This is a genomic window from Micromonospora sp. NBC_01405 (assembly GCF_045040155.1).
GTDB lineage: Bacteria > Actinomycetota > Actinomycetes > Mycobacteriales > Micromonosporaceae > Micromonospora.
Genome location: NZ_CP109532.1, coordinates 6797144 through 6813542, shown reverse-complemented (window position 1 = coordinate 6813542; position 16399 = coordinate 6797144). Strand labels below are relative to the sequence as shown.

Here is a 16399-nt window from a genome sequence, read left to right as displayed (position 1 = left end):
GTCCCTATAAGTTTCGTCAAGCGTCGATGGGCGGGGCGGAGCCGGTCGTCGTTGCGACGCCACCATTCCCCCTCCCGACGCCCCGGGGCGGCGTCAATGCTGGTGCCGCGACGCCGCACCACCACCTCGCGCCGAACGCCGCCCCGCCCCTGTCGCGCCGTGCGGTACCGCCCCGAATCTTGGACAGCTTCTGTCGACAGTGGACGATAACTGCCCAAGAATCGCGATTCATCGGACGCGGTTGCCCTGGGCGCGTTTGCGGTCGTCGTAGCGCGGCTCATGGGGCGGCGAACGCGGCGAGGAAGAACGCCCATTTGAGGTGCTTGCTGCCGCCGCGAGCGGGTGTTCGCCGCAGATGCTGCTGCCGGACCGGCGGGTGACCGGGGCAGCGGCTGTGAGCCTTCGAGTCGGCAGTCCGAAAGGCCGCCGAGTGGGGTGGCGCGCTGACGGAGCTGACGGCCGATTGGCTCGCCGGGCGTGCCGGGGCGCTACCAACGGCGGGCGGTCGAGGGCGTCCTACCCGATGGAATGGAGATCTTGCGGTGCGGTGGCGCGGGTGGACGGGGTGTCCTGGCTAGGCTTCCCGGTCCTGGAGGTCAGGTCGGTGGTCCCTGATCCACCGCTCCACGTCCTCGGCGAGCCAGATCCGTCCGACCGACAGGACGGCCGCCGGGTCGGGGAAGGTCTTCGAGTTGGTGATCTGGTAGGCGCGCGTCCGGGAGACGCCAAGCATCTCCTGTACTTCCTGGCTCGCCACCAGCCGAAGGTTCCCCACGCGGCCATGGTAAAGGCAAACGTCCTACGGGTTCTGCCCCGAGGTGTCGGCCACGAAGACGCCGATGCCCATGCGGCCGACCAGCTCGCCAAGCTCGATCATGGAGTCCAGGGCACGTCGGATAGTCATATGGCTTGTGTCGTACTCCTCGGCCAGGAGGCGCGCGGAGGGAAGTTTGCTCCCTGGCGGGTAGATGCCGGCCTTGATCTTCGCGCGCAGGTCATCTCTGATCTGTCGCCAGAGCGGCTGGGCGTACGGCATGAGGTCAGCAAAGCAGCCGCTTCGATGAACATGTAAAGCATCCCCATCCTATCTTTACAGGCTTTACAGGATTGGTAGGCTCCATGTCGGGCCAGCGAGGGAGGGAGTGGCATGGGTAGGTGGTGGAAGTGGTTCCTGCGGCCGGGGAAGGTCGTGGCCGGGCAGGTGGTGCCCGACGGGGACGTGCCGGGGCGCTGGCGGCGGGAGGCGGTCGAGGGTGTCGTACCCGATGAGGTGGAGACCTCGCGCTGCGACGGCGCGATCGTCTACGAGTGGCCCGAGCGGCGGCGGGCGGCCTGCGGGCCGAACCAGCGCGCGGAGCGGTACCGGGGGGAGCGCTGATGGCCGAGGACCTGGGGTCGACCGTGCCGCGCCGGCAGCTCGGGCGGGCGCTGCGGGACCTGCGCACCGAGGCATGCATGACGCTGGACGCCGTGGCCGAGGCGTTGCAGTGCAGCCGGCAGAAGGTGTGGCGGATCGAGAGCGGCAACGGCTCGGCGCGCGCCGTCGACGTGCGGGCCATGTGCGAGCTGTACCGGGCGCGGCCCGAGCTGACCGGCGCGCTGACCGGCCTGGCGGGGGAGACGCGGGAGAAGGGCTGGTGGCACGCGTACGGCGGCGCGGTCCCCGACTGGTTCGACCTGTACGCGGGCCTGGAGTCCGCCGCGTGCCGGCTCCGCGAGCACGCCGAGGCGCTGGTCCCCGCGCTGTTGCAGACCCGGGCGTACGCGTCGGCCGCCGGCCCGCACCGCCCCGGGACGACCGCCGACGAGCGGGAGCGCCTGATCGAGGTACGGCTGAAACGGCGGGCCCTGCTCCGGCGGCGGCTGCCCCGGCCGCCCCGGTTCGAGGCGGTGCTCGCCGAGGCGGCGCTGCTGCGGGTGGTGGGCGGTGCGGCGACGATGGCGGAACAGCTCGGGCACCTGGCGGAGGCGGGGAAGCTGCCGCACGTCTCGATCCGGGTCGTGCCGCTCTCCGCCGGCCTGCACGCCGGGGACGTGGCGGGATCGTTCGTGCTGCTCGACTTCCCGCTCGGCATGCGCGTCGAACCCGAACCGTCGGTCGTCTACCGCGAGTCGTTGACCGGGGCGCTCTACCTCGACCGGCCGGGGGAGCTGGCCGCGTACGAGAAGGTCTGGGCCGGCCTCGACGCGCTGGCCGTGGACGAGGAGGAGTCCCGGCGGCTGATCACCAAGATCACGGAGGAGGTCCACCACGGCTGAGCTGACCAGTGGGCGGCACCGGCCCGGTTCGGTCCCCTCGGCGGCGCTGAAGCAGATCGGCCGGGCTGGTGCGATCGTGCGGGTCGGTGGTCATCGTCTCCAGAACAGCAGGTGGGTGACTCCGCTGGGGCTCGGCACCGACTCAAGGTGGAAGCGGTCGAGAAGATCGGTGTGGCTCTCCCACAGCCGCTCGCCTCGACTGAAGTCGAGGGGCGCGACGACGATGTGCATCGTGTCGACCAGGTCGGCCTCGATGAACTCGCGGATCGTGGCAACCCCACCACCGAGGCGTACGTCCCGACCAGCGGCGGCCTCCTTCGCGCGCGCCAGCGCCTCGGCCGGGGACGCGTCGAGGAAGTGGAACGTGGTGTCAGCCAGGGTGAACGACGGGCGTTCGTGATGGGTGAGCACGAAGACCGACGTGTGGAACGGCGGGTTGTCCCCCCACCATCCCTGCCAGTCGTGGTTCTCCCAGGGGCCGCGCTGGGGGCCGAACTTGTTGCGACCCATGTTCTCCGCCCCGATGTTGTGGTCGTAGTCGCGTGTCAGGTAGTCGTCCAGGCCGCGGGTGCCGCCGGGTTCGGCGCGGTACATGAAGCTGGCGGTGGCGGTACGCCAGGAGAAAGGGCCTCGGGGTCGGCGTGGCCGAAGGGCCGCTCCAGGCTCTGCCCCTCCCCGGTGCCGAACCCGTCACGTGACACGGTGAAGCTCTGCACCCTCAACAGCTGCGGCATGTCTCCTGCTCAGGACCTGACGAGCAAATTCCGGTGGCAACTTACAACCGGTGGCAGACACTTCCGTGAACTGCTCACGAACTCGATCGAACTGGGGGCCAACGGAGCTGCCCCGTCTACGCTCCCGCTCCGTCGACAGCACAAACGGGGCAGCTCCATAGGGGCCGAAGGAGGGTATGCCGACCCCGCGAAGGACGGCCCGGCGAAGGCCGACCCGGCCAACGGCCGATGATGTCGGCAAGCGGGCGTGTTCCCCGGGGCCTCCGACGGCCCGGTGACCGACCGTGGCGTGTAGGTGCCAACGGTTGGTGAGAAGGAGGGGAGGGGGACGTGCTGGATCTCATCAGTGCAGCCAGAAGCCTGATTCAGACTACCGACGATGCTGACATCCGACGGGCTCCTGAGGCGGTGCGTGAGTTCATCGAACAGGTGACGTTCGCAACGGCCGACGATATTGTCGCAATGTTGCGAGAGGTGTTGTGGGATGACTGGATGGCATTGCCGCCATGGGCTCGCCATCTCTCATACCGCCTTGCTTGTCTCCAGCATCCCGGCGATCCGGAGCTATTGCGAGAGGCTGCGGCGGACCTTTTCTCATTCGGCCCGGACTGGGATGAATATGCGGATCGACTCAAAGATCAGGTGAACTGATTGTCGAACTGAGACCCGACGCCGGGGCGCCCTGATCAGCTGGACCGCAGCGCTTGACAGCAGCGTCAAGGGCAGTGAGCCATTCCGCGCAACGCGATGAGTACGGCCGGTCGCGGGTGGGGTTATCCCAGCACATCAGTAGTGTCGCCGGGAAGTAGTTCGACCTCGACCCGCACCATTTCACCCTGCCTCCGCGCGACGGCATGCCCGGATCGGTCAACTCCAACGACTCGCATCGCGATTGGCCCTCCGTCTCCCGTAAAATTGCGCCACCAGCTCTTCTGATCCGGTAGGGCGACGTCGATAATCACGCAATCCTCTGTGCGCCGGTACGCCACAGGGATGGAGAAACTTCGACCAGACCGGCGTCCCGTGTAGGTAATGACAGTCATCCGGTTCCCTGTCAGTCGACTGAAGGTGGGTGAAGACACCAGCGGATGTACGACGCTGTTGACCACTTTCGCCATCTTCTGCAGCAATGTCACGGATTGACTCCTCTTGTCAGGTCCATACGTCTGGCGGTCGGGGCGGAACTACGCCCAAAAACGGATTCTTCGGGTGAATTGCCACGTCTCTCATGTGCGTGGCTTACCCTAACACGATCATGAGGGGTGCCTCGACTTAGGCTGAGGCACCCCTCATCTTGGTAGGATCGAGCCCATGTTGGCCGCCGACCCGCAGTTGCCTTCCCGCCGGGACGCGCAGCGCAACCGTCATCTGCTCATTCAGCACGCTCGGGCCGCCTTCGCCGAGCAGGGAATGGACGCCCCGCTCGAACAGATCGCACGCAACGCTGGCCTGGCGATCGGAACCCTCTACCGGCATTTCCCAAGCCGCATCGACCTCTTGGTGGCGGCGTTCGAACCCAAGCTGCAGAAGTTCCTCGAGGACGCCGAAGCCGCACTTGTCATGGCCGACCCGTGGGACGGTTTCTGCGCCTTCCTCGACGCGTTGTGCTCCGCCCAGGCTGGCGACCGCGGCTTCAATGAATTCGTCTCACAGCGATTTCCGAGCGACGAGCGCACCGAGGCGTTGCACAACCGCCTCTGTCAGCTCGCCGAACGCATCCTTTGCCAGGCTCAGGTGGCGGGCGTCGTGCGTCCGGACATCACCAATACCGACATCATCGCGCTGTTCTGGGCGAGCAGTAAGATCACCGAGGCCACCCACCATATCGCGCCACAAACATGGAGGCGCCATCTGCACCTGGTGATTGATGGGTTCCGTGCCGACAATCGGCGTCAACTACCAGAGCCGCCGCTGAGCGCGGAGCAGCTCTATCGGGCCATGGCCCACCTGAACGAGTAGGCGTGAGTGTAATCACCCGGATGTGGGCTCAGGACGAGATCCCGAACTGGGACGCCGTCTACTACGCCGACGGCCACGCGTTCGAACTGGACGAGGACCCGTCCGTCCCTGTGGGACTGCGAATCGCTGAGGAGTTCGACACGGAGGAAGAACTACGCGAGGAGCCCGAGGCGACGACCTGGTTCGGCACTTTTCAGACGGTCGACCTCGACGCGGGTCAGGGCTACTTGTGCTGCGGTGAGTGCACACACCACGGGTCCGCCGGATGGTTCGCACGTCTGGACGCGGCAAGGCAGCTCGTCTGGGTTGTCCATCTGACCCTCGCCAACCCGTTCAACGAGATTGAGGTTGGCGGCGGGCAAGCCACGTTCCGGTCGACGAACGGTGTGACGGTCACTGTGGACATCCGAGAGCCAGAGTTCCGGTTCGTAGGTTCGTAGTGTCCACAGCGCCCTGTGGCCATGGCAGCGGTCGCCCGCCGTCGACCCTAGTCGAAGCAGCAGCCCGGCCCGCCACGTCAAGACGTCCTCGACGGCTCGTACGGGGGGCTGCCGTCTGCTCGGTTTGCCGGGTCGAAGGCAGACAGGATGGTCGACCGTCGCCACCGACGAAGCCGGCTGCGGTAGACGGATTCCGGCCATCCTCCAGCCGGAGCGCCCCGGTCCCTTTGCTCTGCTGCCGTCACCGCAACACCGGCACCGCGCATCCGCTTCGAGTCGAGGGGCCAGCACGGGCGGACGGCAGAAGGAGTCGGTCACGCTCCGCGAGCGTTGCGCGGGGGACAGCAGAGCAAAGGGGACCGAACAGGTATCACCCGCCGATCGGCGACGACGGTTACTGCCTCGCCTCCCGCCCTCGCTGAGAGGCTCACAGGCGGGTGGGGGAGCGGGCGCAGCGTGAGTCGCTCGGTCGGTATGGCACGTATTGGTGTGCAGCGGCATCCGCCTCCTGGCCCACCGTCCGGGCCTGGTCGGCGCAGGTCGAGGCGTTGTCAGCCGAGGTTGTGTTCCGCTGGGGTGGCGTTGAGGACCCAGGCGAGCGGCATGGTCGCCCGGACGGCATAGCGGTCGCCGTCCAGACGGTGCATGGCAAAGGTCTGCGCCGCATTCTGGTCGACCACCCAGTACTGCGGGATGTTGGCGGCGGCGTACTCGTTGCGCTTGGTCACCGTGTCCACGCCCTCGGAGCCGGGGAGGCGATCTCGACGGCAAGGAGCACGTCGGTCACAGGCAGCCAGACGGCGTCGGCCTGAGCCTTGCTCCAGACGACCAGGTCCGGGATGCGTCCACCGCCGCCGCCGTGCCGACCCGGAATGCGCATCCCGCCGGCCTGGGTGATGCGGTCCGCGGCCATCATCGCGGTGAGTTCGTCGAGCGTCACGGCCGAGGGCATGTACCCCGGACCGTACGCGGCCGCGGCGCTGGTCGACCGGGTACGCCAGTGGCTGGGTCAGGGCGTGCGGCCGAGCGAGATCGCGGTGTCCGCGCGGTTCAACACGTCGCTCAGCACCGTGCACGACGCGCTGGTCGCGGCCGACGTGCCGGCCGTGCGGGTGCGGGACCAGCCCGGCGCGGACGCCGACGGGTGCGCCTGGCCACCATGCACGCCATGAAGGGGCTGGAGTTCCGGTGCGTCGCGGTGGTGGGTGTGACGGCGAAGGCGGTGCCCGTTCGCGAAGGAGGTCACGCCGCCCGAGGTGGACCTGTTGCAGCACGAGGGCGACATGCTCAGGGAACGCTGCCTGCTCTTCGTCGCCAGCACCCGGGCCCGGGAGGCGCTGCACGTGTCGTGGAGCGGAACGCCCAGCCCGTTCCTGAACTGCGCGCCCGAAGCCCACTGAATTACGAGCGGGCCACCCTCAACGAGAGGCTCCCGGCCCGGTCCGTCCCGAGGGGACGGTGGTTGTGCCGGCCGGTTACCGTCGGCGACAACGTCGGCACCCGCGCGGAGGGCGGTGCGGGTGGTGGATCTCTCGATCGCTAGGGTTGGGACGTGTCTCTATGGATGGCCGCGATGTGGGGAATGGTCGGCAGCGCCGTCGCCGAGGCACTGAACCTCTACGGCATGATGCGCCCGACCACCGAGTCCAAGGGGCGGTGGCAGTGGCCGTGGCAGGACCGGCGGGACCGGCCGATCGTCGTCTTCGCCGTCCTGCTGCGGGCGGTGGCCGGCACCGGCCTGGCCGCCGCGGCCGGTGCGGGTGGCCTGGCGGAGACCGCGTTCGCCAGCTTCACCTTCGGGGTGGCCGCGCCGCTGGTGATCGCCAAGATGTTCGACCAGGTCCGGACGGTGGAGCCGCCGGCCGACCCGCCCGCCGCAGGCCCGGACGGTGAGCACGATGACGGCGCGTGACACCCGGTGGAACCGCCTGGTCGCCGCGCTGGCGGCCCGGCCGGCCGTCACCGCCACCACCGCCCCGGTGCCCCGGCGCACCAGGTTGGCCGCCGCGCTGGCGGCCCGGCCGGTCGTCGCCCCGAGCCGCCCGCAGGTGGTCGGGCCGGCAGATCAGCACACCGGCGACGGCAAGCTGACGGAACGGGTGAAGGAGATCCTGGCCGCCGTCCTCGGCGTCACCGCCGACCAGCTTCGGGTCGACGCCGACGGCGACGTGGGCATCCGCGCCGGCTCCGCCATGATCTTCGTACGCGCCCAGGACGACCCGCCCCTGGTGGACGTCTTCTCGCCGCTGCTCACCGGCGTCGAGCCGACGGAGACGCTGTACCAGCGGCTGTCCGACCTGACCAACGGGCTGGTCGTCGGCCGGGTCTACTGCACCGGCGGCACGGTCTGGGCGTCGATCCCCGTCTTCGGGCAGGACTTCGTCCCCACCCACCTGCTGCTGGCCGTACGCGCCATGATCGCGCTGGCCGACGACCTGGACGACCGGCTGCGCCACGAGTTCGGCGGCAGCCGGTTCTTCGGGTCGGAGGCCACCGGGCTGACCCCCGTGCCCGACCCCACCGGGTATCTGCGCGACCTCGCCGACTCCGGTGCCGCCGGCGCGATGGGCGCGGGCAGCGTCCTGGTCGACCTGCTGGCCGACCGGGGGCACACCGACGAGCTGCGGCTGCGCGCCGATCACGGCGACTGGCACGCCGCGGCCCGCCTGGCCGCTCTCTTCGCCGAGCGGGGGCAGGCCGACGAGGCCGAGCGGTACTGGCGGGTCGCAGCCGACCACGGTGACGTGCGGGCGTACGACGAACTGGCCGCCCTGTTGGCCGCCGCCGGTCGCCCGGACGAGGCGATCGACCTGCTCCGCAGGTCCGTCGACCAGGGCAGCCGGCGCTCCCTGCCGCTGCTGGTCACGCTGCTGACCGAGCACGGCCGGCTCGACGAGGGCATCGACCTGCTGCGCCGGTGGGCGGCCCGCAGCGACTCGTCTTCCGGTGAGCGTCCGAACGGTCACGAGGCGTAGTTGAGGGCTCCGACCAGGCACCGCGCGCCAGGATGGTCGCGGCAGCGACCGCGCGTTATTCTTGCCCGAGTTGCCGGAGAACGGAGTGAACGTGGCAGGTGACGACGACATCTCCGGGTGAGATCCCGGACCGGCCGCCGACAGGCGCGTGATCGCGCTGTCGCCGCGGCCATCTTGTCGTCCCTGTTTCCCGCCGAGCGCCCCGCTGTGTGTGCGCCCGGATCACGCGTTCTGAGGATCTCACCATGTCCAACGGTTACATCGTCTGCTCCGCCCTGTCCTTCGCCTGGCCGGACGAGACCCCGGTGTTCAGCGACCTCTCCTTCTCCGTGCCCGGTGGCCGCACCGGCCTGGTGGCGGCCAACGGCGCGGGAAAGAGCACGCTGCTGCGGCTGATCGCCGGGGAACTGCCCCCGACCACCGGATCCGTCACGGTGCGGGGCACGCTCGGCTACCTGCCCCAGCACCTGCCCTTCACCGGCGAGCAGAGCGTCGCCCAGCTCCTCGGCGTCGACCGGATCATCGCCGCGCTGCACGCCATCGAGGCCGGCGACGCGAGCGAGGAGCACTTCACGACAGTCGGCAACGACTGGGACGTCGAGGAGCGCACCCGTGCCGAGCTGGACCGGCTCGGCCTCGGCGATCTCGCCCTGGACCGGCTACTGGGCACCCTCAGCGGCGGGCAGGTGGTGTCCCTGGGCCTGGCCGCCCAGCTCCTCAAGCGTCCGGACGTGCTCCTGCTGGACGAGCCGACGAACAATCTCGACAGCGAGGGGCGGGATCGGCTGACCGCGGTGCTGCGCGCGTGGACCGGCTGCCTCCTGGTCGTCAGCCACGACCGGGCGCTGCTGGACGAGGTGGACCGCATCGCCGCCCTGGAGCACGGCGAGATCGAGTGGTACGGCGGCACGTATACCGACTACGAGCAGGCCGCGCGCGGCCGACGCGAGGCAGTCGAGCGTCAGGTGCGCAACGCCGAGCAGGACCTCAAGCGGCAGAAGCGTGACATGCAGCAGGCCCGCGAGCGCGCCGCCCGCCGGGCATCGAACGCGTCCCGCAACCTGCCCAACGCGGGCCTGGCCCGGATCGTCGCCGGCGGGCTGAAGCGTGATGCCCAGGTCTCGGCGGCCCGGTCGAACGAGACCCACGCGGACCGGGTCGGCGACGCCCAGGCCCGCCTGGACCAGGCCAGCCGCGCCGCCCGCCAGGACGACCGGATCGCGATCGAGCTGCCCGGCACCAACGTGCCGGCCGGGCGCACCGTTTTTCAGGGCGAACACCTGCGGGCCGGGTACGATGGCCGCCCGGTCTTCGCCGGCGAGGGCGTCGACCTGACCATCCGGGGCCCGGAACGCATCGCCCTGACCGGCTCCAACGGTGCGGGCAAGTCCACCCTGCTCCGGCTGATCAGCGGCGACCAGCCACCGGTGGCCGGCACCGCCGTCCGAGCCGACGGCCGCGTCGCGTACCTGTCCCAGCGGCTCGACCTGCTCGACTCCGACCGTACGGTCGCCGAGAACCTCGCCGCGTTCGCGCCCGCCCTGCCCGACGCCGACCGGATGAACCTGCTCGCCCGGTTCCTGTTCCGCGGTTCCCGCGTCCACCTGCCGGTGCGGGTGCTCTCCGGTGGTGAGCGGCTGCGGGCGACGCTCGCCTGCATCCTGTTCGCCGAACCCGCGCCCCAGCTACTGCTTCTCGACGAACCCACCAACAACCTGGATCTGGTCAGCGTCGGCCAGTTGGAAAACGCGCTTGTCGCGTACCAGGGCGCCTTCGTGGTGGTCAGCCACGACGAGCGTTTCCTGACCGAGATCGGGGTGACCCGCTGGCTGGGGCTGGCCGACGGGCGCCTGACCGAGACCGGCGCCCCCGAGGCCGGCTGACGGCACCCGCGCCACGGCCGGTCGGCCAGTACGGTTCCGGCCGGCCAGCGCAGGTCGGAACCGCCTCCGGCCAGTCCGCTCCGGAACACCCGGCCGCGCCGGGGCGTGCGCCGGATGTCCCGGGCGCGGCGTCAGCGCACGTGTGCGGCCGGGCGGTCCTGGTCCGCGGGCCTGTAAGTCCCCGGCCGGCGGCATGGACGGCGGGGTAGCGGGAAGAAGCGCTTCGCGAGTCAGTGACACGGGCCGGGGAGAGCAGTCGTATGAGTGGCATCCGGGGCCGGGGTTGACCGGACCCGGCGATGGGGACGAATCCGATGAGTCGGTCCTGCCCAGGCGGTTGGTGGTCCGGCTGTTGGTGGTGTTGACCGCCGCGTCCGGCTGCCTCGACGTGTTCTGTCTGACCCGACTCGGTGGCTTCTTCGCAAGCGTGATCACCGGCAACCTGGTGCAGTCCGGCCAGGCGATCGCCACGGCGGATGCCCGGGTGTTGGCGAGTGGGGCGGCGGCGGTGGGCGGTTACGCGCTCGGGGTGGCCGGCGCCACCCTGTACCTGCGGCGGGTCAGGCCGGGGTGGGGGCGCCGGACCGGGGCCCTCGCGGTGGCCGAGGCGGTGCTGCTGGTCGGCGTGGCGGGTGGCTGGGTGGGCACCGGAGCGCGTCCCGGGTACGCCGGCGGGCTGGCGCTGCTTCTCGCCGCCGCGGCGGCCAGCGGGATGCAGAGCGTGGTCACCATCAGCTCCGGGGTACGGGGCGCGTCGACGACGTACCTGACCGGCTCGCTGACCACCGTGGTCCGCAGCGTGGTGCTCGATCCGCACCGGTTCGCGGCGGGCGCGGGCGGGGTCAGCCGGCTGTTGGGACTGCTCGGCGGCGCGGTGCTGGGCGCGTGGACGTTGCGGGTGGCGCCGCTGTGGGCACCCGTTCTGGCGGCGGCACTCGTGGTCGGTGTGGTGCTGGTCGCCGCGGCGTCGGCGGGCGTAACCGCCCGGAGGAGGCACAGGTGAGGGCTGTCGTGCGGTACGACCGGTCGCGTCGGTACGCCAGGCCCCGGGCAGCAGGGGCAACCGGGCGGCGGTCGCGGTCGCGGATCACGGTCGAGCACCGCTGTCACCCTCCACCGCCCCGCCTGGGTCGGGCGGCCCTCGACCAGCTCGATCTCGCCGAGGAGCCGGAGTGCCTCGGCCACGTGGTGGGTCAGGTGGTATTCGCGGCTCAGCGCCAGCGACATCTCGGCTGCCTCCCGCGCGCCCGGGGCACCCCGTCTGAAGTGCAGCTGGGCCAGGGCCAGCAGGGTCAGCGTCGCGGTGTAGTCGTCCCGGTAGGTGCGGGAGATCGTCAGGGACTCGGTGAGCAACCGGTGGCTTTCGTCGAGTTTTCCCAGCTCGCGGTGGGCGATGCCGGAGAACTGCAGCGCGGTCGCCTCCCAGCGCGGATTGCCGAGCCTCCGGGCCCGGTCGAGAGCGGCGGCCGTGTGGGTGGCCGCCGTGTCGAACTGCTCCTGTTCGAAGGTGGACACCGCCAGCGCGAGGTGGGCCCGCGCCTCACCGCCGAGGTGATCCGACCGCGAGGCGAGGCGCAGCGCCCGATCGCCCATCGTGACGGCTTCCGGGTACGAGCCGGCCGCCGTCAACGCCCAGGAGCACATCACGGCCGCGTCCGAGCTGCCCTGATCGTGGCCGAGGGCACCGAACATCTCCAGCAGCCGGAACGAGTCGGCGTGCAACTGGGCCATCGCGGCGTCGTCGCTCTGGTTGGCGCTCCAGGTGGTGACGTCGATCAGGCCGCGGAGCATGACGGCCTCGCCGAGCAGGTTGCCGGCCTGCCGGCAGACCGCCATCACCTCGGTGTTGAGGCGGGTCCAGTCCGCGTACATGCCGCGCAGGTCGAAGTACTTCTCCAGCAGGCCCGCGAGGTCGAAGGCGAGGTCGTCCAGGCCGAGCCGGCAGGCCTGACGGGTGGCGGACAGCAGCGCGGCACGTTCGGCGTCGAGCCAGTCCAGGGGGTCGACGCCCAGCACGTGCTCCTCTGCCCAGCCGATCGACGGACGCGGCGCGGGGCTGGCGATGAGGGCGAAACACGGGCCCGGGATCGCCGGGACCATCCGCTCCGCGAGCGCGACCCAACCGCCGAGCCCACGCACGACTGCCCGGGCGATGGTCTCCTCCGACTCGTCCGCCGCGGCGGACTCGACCGCGAACAGCCGGACCAGGTCGTGGAAGCGGTAACGGACCTGGTCCGCCACGTCGGTGCCGGCGACGGTGAGGAGCTGAGCGTCGACCAGCGTCTCGACGTGCTCGGCGGCCTGTTCGAACGGGCAGTTCAACACCGTCGCGGCCAGCCAGGTGGGAAAGTCGGGGAGGTCGAAGTGGGCGAGCAGGCGAAAGAGCCGCCGGGGCTCCTCGTCCAGCTCGCGGTAGCTCAGCGCCAGCGACGCCCGTACGGCGAGGTCGCCGGTGGCCAGCCGGTCCAGCCGCCGACGTTCGTCGCCGAGCAGCGCCGCCAGGTGCGCCAGTCGCCAGGCCGGGCGGGCCGCCAGCCGGGCCCCCGCTATCCGTACGGCCAGTGGCAGTCCGCCGCAGTACTCGGCGATCTCGGTGGCCTGATCGAGGTGCCGCAGCACGCGCTCGCCGTCGGTGATCCGGGCGAGCAGCCGGATCGCCTCCGCCGGCGTGAACAGCTCCAGCCCGATGTTCCGGGCGCCCTCGACGCCGGTCAGCCGTAGCCGGCTGGTGACCACCACGGCGCACGTCGGGGCGCCGGGCAGGAGCGGGCGGATCTGCCGCTCGGAACTCGCGTTGTCCAGCACGACCAGCACCCGACGGGAGGCCAGGAGGGTGCGGTAGATCTCGGCGCGTTCGCTCTGACCGTCGGGGACGGCGCGGGGGTCGACCCCGAGGGCCCGCAGGAACCGGGCGAGCACGTCACCCGGGTCCAGCGGGGAACCCTCCGCGTCGCGCAGGTCGACCCAGAGCTGGCCGTCCGGGTACGCCCCGGCCAGCAGGTGCGCCACGTGCAGGGCGAGCGTCGTCTTGCCGACGCCGCCCATGCCGGAGACCGCCGCGACCACCTGGACGCCGGGGCCGCCCTCGTCGGCCTGGGGCCCGGTGAGCAGGTCCCGCAGGGTCTCCACCTGTGCGGCGCGACCGGTGAAGTCCGCGATGTCGGGTGGCAGCATGCCGGGCGCCGAACGGCCGGGACGGGCAGCCGTCGCCGGGGGCCCGTGCCCCGCCGCGGGCGGGCCCTGGCCGCCCGGCTGCCCGAAGCGGGCCACCAACGCGTCGCGGGCCGTCACCCATTCGGCCACGGCCCGATCGTCCAGCCCGCAGGCTCGGACGAATCCTTCGACGACCTCGCGCCTCGGGAGCGTGGACCGGCTCAGCACGGAGGCGAGTGTGCTCACCGCGAGATGGTCGCCCGACGCCCCCGCCTTGGCCGCCAACTGCCGGAAGGTCAGGTCGGACCAGAGCCTCAGCGCACGCAGCGCGGCGATGAACTCGGCCGGTGTGGTCGGCTGCTCGGGGCGCGGCGGATCGAGACTGAGCTGGGTCATGTCCACCCTCCGGCACGAGGCAGCAGTCGATGCCCATCGTAGTGCCGGCGGATGACCGTCCCGTGTCCCGAGCGAGCCGGCCGCCCGGTTTCCCGTCCGGATCGGACCGGACGGGAAACCGGGCGGTGGTCAGTACTCGCTGCGGTACTTCATGCTCCGACCGCCGGTCAGTCGCACGGCCGTGTAGTAGGTGTAGGCGGTCGACCGGCAGTTGGCACGTACCAGGATGTTGTAGCGGGGGCAGGTGTGGTCGCGCAGCAGGCTGTAGAAGACCGCGTCCACGGACGCCTTCTTGGACTTGTCCCACTGCTGCGTCTTGAGGTAGATGATCCCGTAGCCGTAGTCGTGCGCGTCACAGGCGCTGCGGAAGTCGAAGCCGGACGGTCGGTCGGGCGACGACGTGCAGTGGTCGTGGGTGACCCCGACGACGGCCTTCCGGGTCGGCGTCCGCTTCCACGACGGCTGGATCTTCCGCCCGCCGTACTCCATCGGCACCGGGCCGGCCCAGCAGCCGTTCTGGCCGAGGAGGTACTGCGTGGCGTATCTGCACTGCGCCGGTAGCGCCAGGGGCGCCGGGTCCTTCGTCGCGCCGGAGAGCTTTCCCGGTGCGGCGTACGTGAGGGTCCACGCCCCCTCCTGGGGCGTGTTCAGCCGGGTGATGTTGCCCTTCGTGTCGTAGGTGTACGCGGACACCAGTACCGGATCGCCGTCGACCTGGCGGACGTCGCGCACCTCCCGGAGCCGCTTGAGCTGGTCGTACGCGTAGCGCACCACGGTGACCGGGGTGGTGGCGCCGGCGGCGGTGCGGTCGATCTGTTTGAGCTGCCCGGCCACGTCGCCGAGCTGCGTGGCGGTGGCGGTGGTGCTGGTCGCGTAGCCGAAGGTCGCCGAGGCGCAGCCGGCCGCGTTCGGCACCGTGCAGTCGTCCTGCTCCGAGGCGGGTGCGGTGATCCGGCTGATCCGGCCATGTGCGTCGTACCCGATCAGAACCGCGCCGGTCGCGGCGTCGCCGATGCTGGTGATGAGCAGGTCCGTGCCGACCGTGCGCCAGACGTAGGTGAGGCCGTCGGGGCCGCCGCTCTGGGTGAAGCTGCCGTCCGCGTTCCGGACCACCGTGCCGCCGTCCTGGGCGACGTAGGTGCCGGGGCGCGCCGGGTCGGCCTCGAAGCGGAGCGACTGGGTGCCGATCGAGAGCTTGACCTGGAGGTAACCGTTCGCGCTGTAGTCCTTGAGCCGGTTGCCGAGCATGCCGCCGAGGGGTTCGAGGCGCCAGTTGGGGCCGAGCACGCTCTCGTTGGGGTTGGTGAGGTCGATCCGCTGCCCGGCGCTGTGGCTGCGTACGGTGAGCAGCCCGTCTTCGGTGACGTCCGAGCCGCGGGTGACCCACGATCCGGTCTCGGGCTCCGCGAGGCCCGGCCACTGGTCGGCCGGCGACGGGCCGGGATCGGCCGGGTCATCCCCCTCGCCGGGCGTGGTCGGGATCTCCGAGGTGACCGTCAGGGTCGGCGGAGGACCCAGCTCCTCGGTGTTCTCGGCGGAGGTGAAGACCCGGTAGTTGGCCGTCCTGGTCTCGCTCGGCGACTGGAGGACCAGGCCGTGGTTCTTCGCGGTTCCGGCGGCCCACTGGGCCACGATCCCGGTGATGTCCCAGGACATCCGCCCGCTGCCGCAGCTGCCCAGCTGCGAGCCCTCCCGGCTCAGCACGGCGTCGGTGGTGCTGCTGGTCGGCTGCGGTGTCCAGGTCTGCGCGGCCGGCTCCCAGAAGTCGGTGACCCGGCGGACCTGGATGCCCGCGCCGACCGTGGCGCCGCACCCGGGGGCGTCCACGTTGGTCAGGGTCAGCTCAGCCTTCGTGGGGACCTGAAGTCCGCGGGTGTCGAACGCCAGGTAGGTCCGGGCCTTCTCCCCGTCGGCCTCGGTGCCCGCCTTCAGGTACTCGCCGTCGACGTTGTTCCCGTCGAAGTTGCTGTTGACATCGGTGTCGCCGAGGAGTGGAAGCGCCACCGGCGGGTCGATGGCGGACGGTGCGGTCGCGGTGCGGCCGGCAGTGGACTTCGCCGGCCGCCGGATCGGGGTCCACGACCCGTCCGCCCCCTGTGCGCGGACGGGCCCGGTGGTGATCTCGGTGACCAGTTTGCCGTCCGGGGTCGCCCTGGTGATCGAGGTCGCGGTGGTCGCGGCCGGCACGATCACCGGCAGGCCCGTACGCCGCGCGTCGGTCGCCGCCGACCGCAGCGCTTCGGCGTGGACGCCGGACACCGTGCCGGCCGGCGACGCCGCTTCCGCGCTGCCGGGCGCGGCTGGTGCGGCGCCGGCCGGTCCGGCGGGCGTCCACGGCGTCACCAGGAGCGCCCCGAGGGCGACCAGTGCTCCGGTGGTCGTCGTCCGTGACCGTCGGGGTGGTGCGGTGGTCAGTCTTGTTCTCATCAGGATCCTTAAGGGACTGGGGGATTGGGCGGGGGATCAGCGGTTGCGCTCCCGGCAGGAATTGCTGTCGACCCGTTTGGACGCAGTTCTGCGCCGGGCGGCGGTGCGGCTATCCGTCGTGCTGGGAGAGCCCTGTTGGACATCGAAGCACGGGCAGGTAAGAAATCCCGTTG

The 16399-nt window shown here is 70.8% G+C and carries 18 protein-coding genes and 2 pseudogenes; 11 read left to right on the top strand and 9 right to left on the bottom strand.

Going from position 1 to position 16399, the window contains the following annotated elements:
• Positions 1–237: 237 nt before the first annotated feature.
• The 3 genes and pseudogenes from OG559_RS29280 to OG559_RS29270 form a co-directional block, all read right to left on the bottom strand.
• Positions 238–387: pseudogene (locus OG559_RS29280) on the bottom strand (transposase); the annotation flags it as partial.
• Between the two features lie 187 nt (positions 388–574).
• On the bottom strand, positions 575–775 hold the full coding sequence (locus OG559_RS29275) for a helix-turn-helix transcriptional regulator (RefSeq protein ID WP_405109803.1): 201 nt from the start codon (positions 773–775) through the stop codon (positions 575–577).
• A gap of 24 nt (positions 776–799) precedes the next feature.
• On the bottom strand, positions 800–1036 hold the full coding sequence (locus OG559_RS29270; protein ID WP_161684132.1) for a GntR family transcriptional regulator: 237 nt from the start codon (positions 1034–1036) through the stop codon (positions 800–802).
• A gap of 111 nt (positions 1037–1147) precedes the next feature.
• Here OG559_RS29270 and OG559_RS29265 point away from each other — a divergent pair, with 111 nt between their 5' ends.
• A complete protein-coding gene (locus tag OG559_RS29265; RefSeq protein ID WP_405109799.1) occupies positions 1148–1378 on the top strand; it encodes a hypothetical protein in 231 nt (76 codons plus the stop codon).
• Positions 1378–2259 carry a helix-turn-helix domain-containing protein gene (locus tag OG559_RS29260; RefSeq protein WP_405109796.1) on the top strand — a complete coding sequence of 294 codons (882 nt, stop codon included), beginning with the start codon at positions 1378–1380 and terminating at the stop codon, positions 2257–2259. The genes OG559_RS29265 and OG559_RS29260 overlap by 1 nt, the downstream gene beginning before the upstream one ends.
• A gap of 90 nt (positions 2260–2349) precedes the next feature.
• Here the strand turns inward: OG559_RS29260 and OG559_RS29255 are convergent, their stop codons facing one another.
• Entirely contained in the window at positions 2350–2853 is a 504-nt protein-coding gene (locus tag OG559_RS29255; protein WP_405109793.1) for a dihydrofolate reductase family protein, read from the bottom strand.
• Positions 2854–3323: 470 nt separating this feature from the next.
• Between OG559_RS29255 and OG559_RS29250 the strand changes: the two genes are divergently transcribed.
• Entirely contained in the window at positions 3324–3644 is a 321-nt protein-coding gene (locus tag OG559_RS29250) for a hypothetical protein (RefSeq protein WP_405109790.1), read from the top strand.
• 122 nt (positions 3645–3766) lie between these two features.
• Here the strand turns inward: OG559_RS29250 and OG559_RS29245 are convergent, their stop codons facing one another.
• The gene (locus tag OG559_RS29245; RefSeq protein ID WP_405109787.1) at positions 3767–4129 is read right to left on the bottom strand and encodes a hypothetical protein; all 363 of its coding nucleotides are present in this window, start codon (positions 4127–4129) and stop codon (positions 3767–3769) included.
• Positions 4130–4304: 175 nt separating this feature from the next.
• On the opposite strand from OG559_RS29245, the gene OG559_RS29240 reads away from it, so the two are divergent.
• Together OG559_RS29240 and OG559_RS29235 are read left to right on the top strand one after the other, a co-directional pair.
• Complete coding sequence (locus OG559_RS29240) at positions 4305–4952, top strand: TetR/AcrR family transcriptional regulator (protein WP_405109784.1); 648 nt, start codon at positions 4305–4307, stop codon at positions 4950–4952.
• Positions 4953–4954: 2 nt separating this feature from the next.
• Positions 4955–5392: a hypothetical protein gene (locus tag OG559_RS29235; protein WP_405109781.1), complete on the top strand. Its 438-nt coding sequence runs from the start codon at positions 4955–4957 to the stop codon at positions 5390–5392.
• A gap of 551 nt (positions 5393–5943) precedes the next feature.
• Here OG559_RS29235 and OG559_RS29230 read toward each other — a convergent pair.
• On the bottom strand, positions 5944–6120 hold the full coding sequence (locus tag OG559_RS29230) for a hypothetical protein (RefSeq protein WP_405109778.1): 177 nt from the start codon (positions 6118–6120) through the stop codon (positions 5944–5946).
• The gene (locus OG559_RS29225; protein WP_405109775.1) at positions 6117–6344 is read right to left on the bottom strand and encodes a hypothetical protein; all 228 of its coding nucleotides are present in this window, start codon (positions 6342–6344) and stop codon (positions 6117–6119) included. Before OG559_RS29225 ends, OG559_RS29230 begins: the two co-directional genes overlap by 4 nt.
• Here OG559_RS29225 and OG559_RS29220 point away from each other — a divergent pair.
• From OG559_RS29220 to OG559_RS29195, 6 genes are all read left to right on the top strand, one after another.
• The gene (locus OG559_RS29220) at positions 6343–6564 is read left to right on the top strand and encodes a hypothetical protein (protein ID WP_405109772.1); all 222 of its coding nucleotides are present in this window, start codon (positions 6343–6345) and stop codon (positions 6562–6564) included. The genes OG559_RS29225 and OG559_RS29220 overlap by 2 nt on opposite strands.
• 84 nt (positions 6565–6648) lie before the next feature.
• On the top strand, positions 6649–6792 hold the full coding sequence (locus OG559_RS29215) for a hypothetical protein (protein WP_405109769.1): 144 nt from the start codon (positions 6649–6651) through the stop codon (positions 6790–6792).
• A gap of 152 nt (positions 6793–6944) precedes the next feature.
• Positions 6945–7304, top strand: coding sequence for a hypothetical protein (locus tag OG559_RS29210; RefSeq protein ID WP_405109767.1), 360 nt, complete (start codon positions 6945–6947; stop codon positions 7302–7304).
• Positions 7291–8367 (top strand): T3SS (YopN, CesT) and YbjN peptide-binding chaperone 1, encoded by a 1077-nt coding sequence (locus tag OG559_RS29205; protein ID WP_405109765.1) that lies wholly within the window; start codon positions 7291–7293, stop codon positions 8365–8367. The genes OG559_RS29210 and OG559_RS29205 overlap by 14 nt, the downstream gene beginning before the upstream one ends.
• Before the next feature lie 245 nt (positions 8368–8612).
• Complete coding sequence (gene abc-f, locus OG559_RS29200) at positions 8613–10250, top strand: ribosomal protection-like ABC-F family protein (RefSeq protein ID WP_405109762.1); 1638 nt, start codon at positions 8613–8615, stop codon at positions 10248–10250.
• Between the two features lie 283 nt (positions 10251–10533).
• Positions 10534–11253, top strand: coding sequence for a YoaK family protein (locus OG559_RS29195; protein WP_405117057.1), 720 nt, complete (start codon positions 10534–10536; stop codon positions 11251–11253).
• Between the two features lie 332 nt (positions 11254–11585).
• Here OG559_RS29195 and OG559_RS29190 read toward each other — a convergent pair.
• Positions 11586–13799: pseudogene (locus tag OG559_RS29190) on the bottom strand (ATP-binding protein); the annotation flags it as partial.
• 129 nt (positions 13800–13928) lie between these two features.
• Positions 13929–16226 carry a phospholipase A2 gene (locus OG559_RS29185; protein WP_405109759.1) on the bottom strand — a complete coding sequence of 766 codons (2298 nt, stop codon included), beginning with the start codon at positions 16224–16226 and terminating at the stop codon, positions 13929–13931.
• Positions 16227–16399: the final 173 nt, after the last annotated feature.

Excerpts from the sequence above, each read along its gene's own strand:
- OG559_RS29185 (WP_405109759.1), bottom strand. The coding sequence starts at position 16,226 with ATGAGAACAAGACTGACCACCGCACCACCCCGACGGTCACGGACGACG.
- OG559_RS29265 (WP_405109799.1), top strand. The coding sequence starts at position 1,148 with ATGGGTAGGTGGTGGAAGTGGTTCCTGCGGCCGGGGAAGGTCGTGGCC.
- abc-f (WP_405109762.1), top strand. The coding sequence starts at position 8,613 with ATGTCCAACGGTTACATCGTCTGCTCCGCCCTGTCCTTCGCCTGGCCG.
- OG559_RS29220 (WP_405109772.1), top strand. The coding sequence starts at position 6,343 with ATGTACCCCGGACCGTACGCGGCCGCGGCGCTGGTCGACCGGGTACGC.
- OG559_RS29270 (WP_161684132.1), bottom strand. The coding sequence starts at position 1,036 with ATGCCGTACGCCCAGCCGCTCTGGCGACAGATCAGAGATGACCTGCGC.
- OG559_RS29205 (WP_405109765.1), top strand. The coding sequence starts at position 7,291 with ATGACGGCGCGTGACACCCGGTGGAACCGCCTGGTCGCCGCGCTGGCG.
- OG559_RS29260 (WP_405109796.1), top strand. The coding sequence starts at position 1,378 with ATGGCCGAGGACCTGGGGTCGACCGTGCCGCGCCGGCAGCTCGGGCGG.
- OG559_RS29225 (WP_405109775.1), bottom strand. The coding sequence starts at position 6,344 with ATGCCCTCGGCCGTGACGCTCGACGAACTCACCGCGATGATGGCCGCG.
- OG559_RS29240 (WP_405109784.1), top strand. The coding sequence starts at position 4,305 with ATGTTGGCCGCCGACCCGCAGTTGCCTTCCCGCCGGGACGCGCAGCGC.
- OG559_RS29255 (WP_405109793.1), bottom strand. The coding sequence starts at position 2,853 with ATGTACCGCGCCGAACCCGGCGGCACCCGCGGCCTGGACGACTACCTG.